Origin of the sequence: Shimwellia pseudoproteus, from assembly GCF_016415625.1 — a bacterium.
Taxonomy (GTDB): Bacteria; Pseudomonadota; Gammaproteobacteria; order Enterobacterales; family Enterobacteriaceae; genus Shimwellia; species Shimwellia pseudoproteus.
Genome location: NZ_WBXP01000074.1, coordinates 1 through 10110 on the forward strand (window position 1 = coordinate 1; position 10110 = coordinate 10110).

12 protein-coding genes and 2 pseudogenes are annotated in these 10110 nt (G+C 48.4%); 4 read left to right on the forward strand and 10 right to left on the reverse strand.

Translation table 11 applies throughout. The annotated features are described in order from the left end of the window. Positions 1 to 81 precede the first annotated feature (81 nt). Positions 82 to 1431 (reverse strand): toprim domain-containing protein, encoded by a 1350-nt coding sequence (locus tag F9C28_RS18915; RefSeq protein ID WP_332909433.1) that lies wholly within the window; start codon positions 1429 to 1431, stop codon positions 82 to 84. 4 nt (positions 1432 to 1435) lie between these two features. On the opposite strand from F9C28_RS18915, the pseudogene F9C28_RS18920 reads away from it, so the two are divergent. From F9C28_RS18920 to F9C28_RS18930, 3 genes and pseudogenes are all read left to right on the forward strand, one after another. Then, positions 1436 to 1606: pseudogene (locus tag F9C28_RS18920) on the forward strand (IS5/IS1182 family transposase); the annotation flags it as partial. 267 nt (positions 1607 to 1873) lie between these two features. Further along, entirely contained in the window at positions 1874 to 2194 is a 321-nt protein-coding gene (locus F9C28_RS18925) for an HTH domain-containing protein (protein ID WP_199016832.1), read from the forward strand. A gap of 1 nt (position 2195) precedes the next feature. Continuing rightward, positions 2196 to 3077 (forward strand): Dam family site-specific DNA-(adenine-N6)-methyltransferase, encoded by an 882-nt coding sequence (locus F9C28_RS18930; RefSeq protein WP_199016833.1) that lies wholly within the window; start codon positions 2196 to 2198, stop codon positions 3075 to 3077. On the opposite strand, the gene F9C28_RS18935 is transcribed toward F9C28_RS18930, so the two are convergent. From F9C28_RS18935 to F9C28_RS20270, 3 genes and pseudogenes are all read right to left on the reverse strand, one after another. Beyond that, the gene (locus tag F9C28_RS18935; protein WP_199016834.1) at positions 3074 to 3790 is read right to left on the reverse strand and encodes a hypothetical protein; all 717 of its coding nucleotides are present in this window, start codon (positions 3788 to 3790) and stop codon (positions 3074 to 3076) included. The two genes, F9C28_RS18930 and F9C28_RS18935, sit on opposite strands and share 4 nt — an antisense overlap. A gap of 277 nt (positions 3791 to 4067) precedes the next feature. Continuing rightward, positions 4068 to 4988: a hypothetical protein gene (locus F9C28_RS18940; RefSeq protein ID WP_233149175.1), complete on the reverse strand. Its 921-nt coding sequence runs from the start codon at positions 4986 to 4988 to the stop codon at positions 4068 to 4070. Between the two features lie 115 nt (positions 4989 to 5103). Next, positions 5104 to 5298, reverse strand: a pseudogene (locus F9C28_RS20270) (tyrosine-type recombinase/integrase); the annotation flags it as partial. 987 nt (positions 5299 to 6285) lie between these two features. Here F9C28_RS20270 and F9C28_RS18945 point away from each other — a divergent pair. Further along, the gene (locus F9C28_RS18945; RefSeq protein WP_199016835.1) at positions 6286 to 6645 is read left to right on the forward strand and encodes a hypothetical protein; all 360 of its coding nucleotides are present in this window, start codon (positions 6286 to 6288) and stop codon (positions 6643 to 6645) included. A 20-nt stretch (positions 6646 to 6665) separates the two neighbouring features. Here the strand turns inward: F9C28_RS18945 and F9C28_RS20425 are convergent, their stop codons facing one another. The 6 genes from F9C28_RS20425 to F9C28_RS18970 form a co-directional block, all read right to left on the reverse strand. Next, positions 6666 to 6851 carry a hypothetical protein gene (locus F9C28_RS20425; protein WP_332909434.1) on the reverse strand — a complete coding sequence of 62 codons (186 nt, stop codon included), beginning with the start codon at positions 6849 to 6851 and terminating at the stop codon, positions 6666 to 6668. A 69-nt stretch (positions 6852 to 6920) separates the two neighbouring features. Next, positions 6921 to 7532, reverse strand: a complete 612-nt coding sequence (locus tag F9C28_RS18950) for a hypothetical protein (RefSeq protein WP_199016836.1) — start codon at positions 7530 to 7532, stop codon at positions 6921 to 6923. A gap of 461 nt (positions 7533 to 7993) precedes the next feature. Next, complete coding sequence (locus F9C28_RS18955) at positions 7994 to 8305, reverse strand: PerC family transcriptional regulator (RefSeq protein WP_199016837.1); 312 nt, start codon at positions 8303 to 8305, stop codon at positions 7994 to 7996. Positions 8306 to 8316: 11 nt separating this feature from the next. After that, positions 8317 to 8778, reverse strand: a complete 462-nt coding sequence (locus F9C28_RS18960) for a single-stranded DNA-binding protein (protein WP_199016838.1) — start codon at positions 8776 to 8778, stop codon at positions 8317 to 8319. Continuing rightward, on the reverse strand, positions 8778 to 8963 hold the full coding sequence (locus tag F9C28_RS18965; protein WP_129304258.1) for a hypothetical protein: 186 nt from the start codon (positions 8961 to 8963) through the stop codon (positions 8778 to 8780). Before F9C28_RS18965 ends, F9C28_RS18960 begins: the two co-directional genes overlap by 1 nt. A gap of 314 nt (positions 8964 to 9277) precedes the next feature. Further along, on the reverse strand, positions 9278 to 9985 hold the full coding sequence (locus tag F9C28_RS18970; RefSeq protein WP_408641539.1) for a primase-like DNA-binding domain-containing protein: 708 nt from the start codon (positions 9983 to 9985) through the stop codon (positions 9278 to 9280). Between the last annotated feature and the right edge of the window lie 125 nt (positions 9986 to 10110).

The window sequence follows — 10110 nt, forward strand, 5'->3', positions numbered from 1 at the left end:
CGCGAGCTCGGTATCAGCAAGAATACCGTCGCTGACATCGTGCAACGACACAGAGCTAACGCTTAGGGTGTCATTTCGCCCTCAGCCGGAACCGACCCCAAGCTGCGCCCGCCCTCTGGCTGTGTCTAGCGTTCCCATGCTGGCGCTGGCTGTGTTGTGCTCACCTGCCAGTGATACGGCTATGCTGCTAAATACAGATTTCCCGCTGCCGCCTTCCCCGGTTACTTCTATAAATAGCTGCCAGTCATGACGGCGAGCCAGAACCATAAACAACGCCGCCTTAATCCGCGCGGCTCTGTCGCCATTCCCTCCGGTGGCGTGATTAATCCAGCGGGTGAAATTCGGCGCATGGGTTGCAAGGGTCTCCCCGCGCTCCGCTGGCGTGTATTCAATGCCGTTGTGATTCATCAGCCAGTTATCAGGCGCGTGCGGTCTGAACTCCTGCGCTTTCAGGTCATAAATTCCGGTACTGAATCCGATACAATCCGCTGGCTGCTCTCCGGTGGGCGGGATCTGTAGCTTCATGGTGGCTACAACCGACTTAACGCCTTTCTCCGTGTAATGCGCCTCGTGTTCGTCGAATATTGCCACCATCTCCCGTTCAAGCTCTGCCTCTGGCAGCCTCTCCCACACCCCGCAAGCGTACCGATAAACCGCCTGACTGTCGGTGTTTACTGCCAGACGCTCCCACCGGGCAGACAGTATCCGCGCCTTCTGGCTCGCCGCCATCTGCGAAATGTCCCCGTTCTCTTTTGTTCGGCTCTTTTTGCCGCCCTCAATCGCTTTCAGTTGTACGGTCACACTTTCCCCCTGTGGCTGGTACGTCGAATCGTTAAATGCCACTGCGGCGGCCTCCAGCCCGTTTTGCTGGCGGTAGTCGTCCCAGTCGGCTTTGTAGTCTGTCGGCGGCAGTGCCACCCAGCCAGCCACGGATAAAGCTGCTTTCTCTGCGGCCTCCTTCCCGATGTTGGTGGCTCCGGTTTCTGAGGCTGCTGTAGGGTGGTCGTTATCTGCGGCGATAATAATTTGCGACTGCGGGTGTTTCCGGCGCATTACTCCGGCAACGTGGATCAGGTTCCCGGCGTCAATTGCCGCCACTGTGAGCGCGTCAGGGCGCATCAGGTGAACGGACAGGGCGGTAGCCAGCCCCTCGGCAATTAAAACGCTCTGCGGCGATTCTGCCGCGTTTACGGCATGGTATGCCCCGCGCTTTGCTGAACCTGTCAGAAGGCGCTTTTCTCCCTGTGGGGTGATGGTCTGTGCGGCTGCCACTTCGCCTGATTCGTCCGTCAGTGCCAGCAATAACGTTCCATCGGGCAGAGTGGGGAAAGTGAAGTAATCCAGCCCTTTATCAAGTAGGTACTCAGACTCGCCCTGTGTGGCGCTCTGACGCATTTCTGCATACAGGCGGGCAAATGTATTGCGGCACACAGCTTATAACCGACGTTCGGTGGCAGAAACGGCGATGTACCGTGTCAAACAGCTGTTCGGTGGTCATCTGACCCTGCGGGATTACGATGCCCAGGTTGGGGAGGCTATGGCCCTAGTACGAGCGCTGAACAAAATGACGAAAGCAGGTATGCCTGAAAGTGTGCGTATTGCCTGAAAACACAACCCGCTACGGGGGAGACTTACCCGAAATCTGATTTATTCAACAAAGCCGGTTTATGGATGATGGGTACAGTCAAATTGCACTTATGCAAGCGAAAAAAGCGGAGTGGGAGCGGAAAGCTCCTCTGGCTAATATCAGTACCTGCGACGGAAAACCGTGTGTTCAGGTTACTGGTGGAGAATATACGAATAAAAAAGGCGATCGTTTTTATTTAATAAAATCAGTCAAATAAGATGATACCCATATCACTGTAGACATAGCATGCCTTTGCATGCTATTTTGCGTGTATTGATAGTAAAAAAGATTACTGAAAAGATGACATTAGATCGAAAGGTTAGCCGTAATGAACAGTTGATGATTGAGGTTTTAGAATCATCGAGTGAACCGTTGAATTTGAATGAGATAGTTGAGGAAATAAACAAGCTGGATAAAAATTGTCTTACAGGGAAAAGTCCAAGTAAGTCTCTTTATTCTATAATTTACAGACGTGAAAAAAGAAGAGCATTAAATAATGAAGAGCCTATGTTTATCGTAAATATTCGAGGTGGTGCTAAATATTATTCAATAAAAAAGGTCAATTGAAATGAAAGTTCCTCATGTCGTTCCATATCAAGGTAGTAAAAGGAAAATAGCTGAGGATATTTTAATGAATATTCCAAAAAAAATACAAGGAAGGCTTTTTGAACCTTTTTCAGGATCTGCGGCAATAACTCTTTCCGCTGCTGCAAAGAATTTAGCTGATGGGTATGTTGTTGGTGACAAATACGAACCTTTAATTAATCTTTGGCGGAAGGTTGTTAATAATCCAGATGATGCTGCTAGAGAATATAAATTTTTATGGGATTCTCAATTAGTTGACCCTAAGTCTTTTTTTGCTGAGTGTCGGAGTCAGTTTAATGTTGATAATGACCCAGTTAAATTTCTTTACCTAGTGGCTAGGTGTGTGAAAAACGCAATAAGATTCAATTCTCAAGGTGAGTTTAATCAATCACCTGATAATAGAAGGCTAGGAACTAACCCTGACCGTATGCGTAAAGAAATGTTTTGTGCTTCTGAACTATTACACAGTAAAGTGGATTTCAGAGTTGGTGATTTTATGGATATATTAAAAGACGCCACCTCTAATGATGTTGTTTACATGGATCCACCTTGGCAAGGGACTAGTAATAAAAAAGATCCAAGGTACGCTTATTTGTTAGATATTGAACGCCTAACTAGAGGTCTTGAAGATCTAAACTCGAGAAGCATACCATATTTATTATCCTTTGATGGTGCGTGTGGAGATAGGTCTTATGGTAATGAATTGCCTGACCATTTGAATCTTATAAAGATAGATATTCATGCTGGCAGATCAAGTCAGGCAACCCTTTTAGGTAGGGATGATATTACAATAGAATCACTATACTTATCACCAGCATTAGTTGAATCAAGTAGTTATGAATCTATGCATAAAAGATATGCTTAATTCTCATATCTATTTTTTATTATATCCTTAATGATATCTTGAGGGGAGCTTTTTAATTCTATGCTTTCCTCAATTACTTTATCAAAATAAGCAACATCCGCGCCTTCCCATGTGACATTGATACTTCTTTGAGTTCTCATCGCTACGTGAGTATAGTTTTCAGGAGATGCCCAATAGCATGTTTTACAGATATTAACATCAAAATAATCTTTTAAATTAGTACATTGCTCACAATCCCAAGACTTAGACCTTTGCATTGATTTTGAAAGAAGCATGAAATCGTTTGGATCTCGGTCTCCTGCAATATCTCCAGATATGTAGTACGGAATTTTATGGTCAATTTGTAACTCACTCTCTGGTAGGTGTTGTTTAGATATTGCACATATTAGTCCATCACGTGATATAAGCTTTCCTTTTAATGAGGCCGGAAAATTAACTCTCCCGCCAAATTTATTTTTTTTAATATCCGATGGATCACCAAATGTATATTCTGCAATTGTTCTATTGTCTGAGCTTTTTATGTTTCTGGTGATTAAAGGTATTCCATTGTCACGAACATCACCAACAGCTCTTGCACCATGAACATAACCCGCATTTCTAATTTCCTCAGAGTTTATCGAGCCATATTGTATTATATGATTTATTACAAATGCTGCACGAGAACTACAAACGCTTAAAACATCATTGATATAATCTTCAAGGTCTTTATTCACTTTGATTGCTCCACTAAAAAAATGGAACTATGATAACCATCAGACCTATTGTCAAATTTGGGGTCAGTTTGGATATAGAGAATTATTGTACGGTAAGCCTGTTTTTTGAACAGACTTACCTATCAATAGGGTGTACTCCTGCACTATACGGCATTTAGCCTGTATGTTTGGGTAATGAGACAACCTAAATGCGACAGCGTGAGCGCAATAACTTAAATGCGATAGTCAGTGACAATAAATCAATCAGTTACCAATCAGAAACGGTTAAATTATGTTCTTAACGTACAATAATTTCCGTTTCCCAAACCGACCCCAGCTTGCCTTCTCTCTGCTTATCCTCCAGAAATTTTATTAGAATTTCATGGCGTTTATTGGGATTTGCGGTTATTACATCTTCACCCAACTCAGGTACGCATCGGATTAGCATTTCAATAAACTCACCAACCTTATTGCTGTTCACTGTTGACGCTATTTGCTTTTGCTCGCCGGGTTCTGGCGGGATGGTAACACCTCCGTTAATCATGCTTTTCATTGGCTCGCCTCTGTCTATTGCGCCTTTGAGTTCTAAAATGGTATCTCTGGCAATAAATAGATCGGAAGTTGTCAAAGTCTCATTAATCGCGGGTTTTCGGCTCTCACTTAACTGAAACCCTATGCTTTCGGCTAGTTGTCTGTTTAGCGTCGGTAGCCAGCTCTGATTAAAATATCTATTGCTAATTATATGACACGAAAGGCCAGTCTTCTCGCGGAAAGTGTCCCATCCGAACGGACTAAATATTGTCGTGTCTATCACCCTTGCCCTCTTAGAATAAAGGAGGCTTTCTATTTCACCATGTCCCAGACACCATAGCCCGTGCGCCAATCCTCTAAATAATATAAACCCATCATCTGTTTTGTATACGTCATACTCGGTGAGCGTAGAATTAAAATGAGATATGTAGTTATTCTCACGAAAAAGAAATGATAAGTTTCTTTTGTGTTCGTGATAAAAATCCATTGGGTCTTGTATATCTTTACCGCCCACAAAAATCAAGGCAGAGGGAAAACCCCTCATCATTACGCATAACGGTACAGCCCCAATAACCCCATAGTGAAGTAAATCATCTATATTGCATTGCAAAATACTAGCTGCCCTGTCGAGCGTAAAGTATTCCATAGGTGGGATTTTAATGCTGCTGTGGGCTTCTTTTTTGGTCATCGCGTCACCTTTCACGCTGTGCCTTAAAGAGTGATTGAGCCAGGCGGTAAGGCTTTCCGCTTTTCGCCCCGTCGGGCTAGGCTCAATCTGTCCGTTGATTCTTTACATATCTTGGTTATTTCGCTTTTCTCAGCGGTGTAACGTTGTACTCTTCGCCGCGCTCCAGTGCCACCAGCAAGCCCGCCCACTGTGTTAACGCAGCCCGTCGCTCGTCAAAGTATTGGTGACGGTTATAGATACCCTCCACGCCTTTAATTTTGTGGTTAAGGCATCTTTCTGCGACTACCGGATCAACGCCCAGCGCGGCTATGGGCCATGCGGTGGTTGAGCATAGAAAGGATCTTCTTGAGTTCCTTTTTTTCTACGCGTAATCTCTTGCTCTGAAAACGAAAAAACCGCCCAGCAAGGCGGTTTTCTCGAAGGTTAAGTCAGTTGAGGGAACTGCTTAACCTGGTAACTGGCCTTCACGGAGCGCAGATACCAACACTGTCCTTTCAGTGTAGCCGTAGTCAGGCCACCACTTCAAGAACTCTGTAGATAACTCTACTCCGCTCCGTGAATCCGATTACCAGTGGCTGCTGCCAGTGGCGCTTTTGCATGTCTTTTCGGGTTGGACTCAAGACGATAGTTACCGGACAAGGCGCAGCAGTCGGACTGAACGGGGGGTTCGTGCATACAGTCCAGCTTGGAGCGAACTGCCTTCCCGGAACTGAGTGTCAGGCGTGGAATGAGATAAACGCGGCCATAACAGCGGAATGACACCGGTAAACCGAAAGGCAGGAACAGGAGAGCGCACGAGGGAGCCACCAGGGGGAAACGCCTGGTATCTTTAAGTCCTGTCGGGTTTCGCCACCACTGATTTGAGCGTCAGATTTCGTGATGCTTGTCAGGGGGGCGGAGCCTATGGAAAAACGGCTTTGCCGCGGCCCTATCGCTTCCCTGTTAAGTATCTTCCTGGCATCTTCCAGGAAATCTCCGCCCCGTTCGTAAGCCATTTCCGCTCGCCGCAGTCGAACGACCGAGCGTAGCGAGTCAGTGAGCGAGGAAGCGGAATATATCCTGTATCACATATTCTGAATCTGTTTATTGAGTAGGTGACTTAAAGCCGCGTGGTTGCTGTGTTTTTGATAATGCCTTTTTTCAATGGGTACACCCTTGTGTACACGGCATTTTAGAGTGCTCGCCTTTTGCGGTTACTTTTTGCGCTATGCCGTTTAAAGCCGTCAGTTACTTAGTCCATTCCTCACCGCTTCTTATTGTATGATGATGCTATCCCACAATAAGGAATCAGCCAGCCATGAGAATGACCAGCCGCAAAAAAGAGATACTCAGTTACTTTGAGCCGGATAGCCTCGATTGGGTTACTGGTGAGATTGGCGCTCCTCCGTTCGATGTGTCGGGTGTGGCCTACCTGCTTCATGGCATGGTGTCGTTCGATAAGCGCCACCAGCTCGAATCTACACGGCGCACGCTCGAAAGCATGGTTGCCGGGGGGCTACTGGAACGTGTGACAGTGTATGAATCGCGTCAGGTAAAGCGTGGCGGTGAAACTAACGCAACGGTCGTGCGCTACGGTTTACCCGGTCAATGTGCCGTTGTGCGCGATAATGGCGGCGCTGATAACTCGATATCTGGTGAATATGAGCGGGTTGGCTAACGCGATGATTCGCAGGGCGGCTATCTTCGCGGCGCTGGCTTCTTCCACTGGTAGGCGGGTGATCTCATCATTTCGCGGAACCTGTCGCGCCGCGCTGTATCGGCCTTAATCATGCGCTCCATTTTCCGAACCTCTGCCGGGGTAAGCTGGCGGCCTTCATGCTCCAGTTTAGCGGCTGTCAGTGCTGCTATCTCCTGTGGTGTCACTATGGCAGCTCCTGCTATGGTGGGTAACTGGCTGATTTTACATAATTATGTCAGAAAACCAGAATATCGCTACAACTCCAGCCCTATAGCTCGCGCCGCTTTCCCCGCCTTACGCTCAATCACGCCCGTGATTCTATCTACTACCGGACTGAATGCCTGCCAGTAAGCCACCTCCATTGCTGACAACTCTGCCCGCTTCCTGTCAAACGTAGCCCAGCGCATCCCCTTTGGCTTCGGGAACATGCGAATGTCATTAAACAGATTATTGGTAAGGTCATTGTTGCCCCATATCGCGCATCGCTGCTGGCGTATCTTCATTCGCATCCTGTCCAGTCTGTCGGCGCTCTGGCTTTTATAGTGGAGTTTCCAGCATCCCCGGCAGCCAATATCTTTTTTGCCGATATACAGCTTCGCTACCCGCTTTATGCAGTGGGGACAGACGTACCATTCCCGCACACCATACCCGGCTTGTGTGGTCGTGGTTCTGATTGCCCGTGTAACGCCGTTGATTGTCATGGCGTAGCTGTCGGCTTGCCGGAAGGTATACAACGTTCCGCTTTCGGTCTGGGTATAAAGCTGCGTACCCGGTTCAGCATCCTCCAGCCTGCTACGCATGTTCGCAAGGAATGGCAACCCTATGCGGGGCAGGTCGGTGGTATAGCTGCGCGTTCTGTCTCTCACTACGTGAATTTCCTCGCAAAATGAATACGAAATAATATGAGTATTTTAGTGCAAATCACGCATTACTTCTGCGAAATGGCTCCGGTTAACTCCAGCGGTGGTGCGGGTTGAAGCCTGATTCTGAAAAGTAACCACTCTGCTTTTTTTGTTTGTCATGAAAACTGACTGGATAACGTGCGGCAATGGCATATGAGGGGGATCGCTGCGTCGTGATTTCAGTCCACCAGCTCTTTTCTGGTGGGGTACTGAGGGGGATCGGCGCATGGATGGTACGCACGCTGAATGCGCAGTTTTGCCGCGTACCTGACTGCGTACTGCGAACCAGTGGCGCGAACCAGAATATTTTGGACAACCTAAATCACGTTCTGGCTTCCAGCCCATGACTGGCGCGGGTTAAGCGCTACGAGGGTTTAAAATCTGTCAAGAACAGTCCAGAATTTACAGCCGTTTTAGTGCGAACATTACTGCGAACTGTCGCCCCCGCTGGTGGCCTGTCGTTGCTTCTTACCACCATTTAATCGGAAGGCATTGCCGTTTGGTTGCGCTATCCCCATGCGGTGTTGTGTCTCAGTGACTGCTTTATGCAGATCGCCGTAATCATCGGTTTTCACTGGTGGGCGCTTCACGTTCGTCAGACACGTATCACGGCGCTGCTTTACCCATTCCCGATCATCGTCCTCAGCACAAATCATCATGACTTCCTGCCAGCGTGTAGCTGCCCTGCGATACAGCCCCTTCGCTTCCAGAGCCTCGGCTTTGCTGTCCTTTACCATGCTTTTCTCCCTCAGAATGGCGCTTCATCGTCGAATGGCTGGCGCTGGTCAAAATAATCAGGGGTGTTATATATTTCCCATCCCGGCGCGGGTTGCGTGGTATGGCCTTCGTTGACTTCATTTGTTCTAGCTGAAGCGCCACGCTTTCCGCCCGGCCTTGCTGTCCTCGCACTGATCACGCTGTCGGCTACTACCTGATACCCCTGCTGCGTTCCTCCATCCTTGCCCGTCCACTGATTGACCTGCATTGTTCCGGCAACACTGACTAAATCGCCTTTAACGTGTCCTGCCAGTGCGTCGGCCTGTTTGCCGAATGCCACCACGCCCAGCCAGAAAGTAACCTCTCCGCCCTCTGCTGCATGGCATGGCAGTGCCACCGCTAAACGCCCCATTGCCATGCTGGTTCCGCTGTTCGTCGTTCTGGTCTGGGGATCTGCCACCAGCCGCCCGTGTGCTGATATCTGTGCTGTCATTAAGCGCCCTCCATTCTTGATAACGTGTTGTCAATATTCCCGGCGGCTCGTTTCAGGTAGTCCATGCTGTCATTTAGCCGGGATAATTCGCCAGCCAGTAACAAGGCCGCCGCCTCCTGCGCGGTGAACCCCTGCGCTTCAATCTCTCTAATAACTTCAATCTGCTTTTTATGATGTTCGTTCATTTTTTCGCCCTTTAGCTGAATCATACCCCCCCTGTAAATCTTTTTTGGGGTGTAATATCCCTACCAAACCCTACTAATCGATGAAACCCAGATATGGCGCGGCTTTCAGGCTAGTAGGGAATTGTTTTTCTTACCCTACTTAACCCTACTTATCCCTACCAAATACCAAAAACGGTTATACGTGGCTTCTTGTTTAGTAGGCATATGTAGGGATAAGTAGGGATAAGTATATATATCCCTACCAGTCTACAAACCCCGTCATTACTGGCCTTAAATGACTTTGTAGGGATAGGTAGGGATAAATCAGGGGTAAACTATTCCTCGCCCCCTTCGGCGGTGCTGCTGCCATATGCTCGCGGTATAAACTCCTCCGCCAGCTCATTGATCCCGACGTTCGTCTGCGCTCTGCCGTTAATGCTGCGTGTCAGGTAGCTGGCCCGGTATTCTCTGGCGGCTGATTTAATGGCGCGTGAGAACTTGTTGACGGAAAGCGGCTTACCCAGCCCGTGATATTCCAGGAATGCCAGATACAGATGATAGAGATATGCCCTCGGCTCTGGCTGGCCCGCCCACGTTCCGCCGCCCATCATCAGGCCCCTCGGCTCGTTCATAAAATACAAGGCCGCGCACATGTCTATAACCGGATCTGTCCCGCGCTTAACGCCCAACGCCTCTGCGGAATCGCGCTGCTCGATTAAAAGCGTTTTAGCTTTGTTCTGGTCGGCAAACATTGCCAGCAAGTGACGAATAATTACCGGCATTTCACGGCGGATCTTCGCTGTCAGGTCGGGGTCTTTCTCCGCTTCTGATACCGGATTATCGAACGGGAATATCACACGGCGGCGGGCAATGCCCCCGCTGCGCTCGGTAAAGGTCATTGGTTCGTTGTTGGTTGCGAGAACAACGGCATTCAGCACGGTGGTGAACTGCTTTTCATACTTACCATCAATCTCTACCGGGTCGCCGCCTGTAATGGCCTTTATCCCTGCGCCTTCGCCAACATAGCGGGTCTGGTCTGGCATGATAATCAGGCTTTTTCCCACAAGCTGGGGTCGGTTCCGGCTGAGGGCGAAATGACACCCTAAGCTTTCGGTTCCTTGGGCCAAAGATATTCGCCAGTCAGTAGAATGTGCGCCCAGCCCAATGG

Bases quoted from the DNA above. Each gene is read 5' to 3' on its own strand.
- F9C28_RS18925 (WP_199016832.1), top strand. From the start codon at position 1,874: ATGCCTTTGCATGCTATTTTGCGTGTATTGATAGTAAAAAAGATTACT.
- F9C28_RS18930 (WP_199016833.1), top strand. From the start codon at position 2,196: ATGAAAGTTCCTCATGTCGTTCCATATCAAGGTAGTAAAAGGAAAATA.
- F9C28_RS18940 (WP_233149175.1), bottom strand. From the start codon at position 4,988: ATGACCAAAAAAGAAGCCCACAGCAGCATTAAAATCCCACCTATGGAA.
- F9C28_RS18945 (WP_199016835.1), top strand. From the start codon at position 6,286: ATGAGAATGACCAGCCGCAAAAAAGAGATACTCAGTTACTTTGAGCCG.
- F9C28_RS18955 (WP_199016837.1), bottom strand. From the start codon at position 8,305: ATGGTAAAGGACAGCAAAGCCGAGGCTCTGGAAGCGAAGGGGCTGTAT.
- F9C28_RS18960 (WP_199016838.1), bottom strand. From the start codon at position 8,778: ATGACAGCACAGATATCAGCACACGGGCGGCTGGTGGCAGATCCCCAG.
- F9C28_RS18965 (WP_129304258.1), bottom strand. From the start codon at position 8,963: ATGAACGAACATCATAAAAAGCAGATTGAAGTTATTAGAGAGATTGAA.
- F9C28_RS18970 (WP_408641539.1), bottom strand. From the start codon at position 9,985: ATGCCAGACCAGACCCGCTATGTTGGCGAAGGCGCAGGGATAAAGGCC.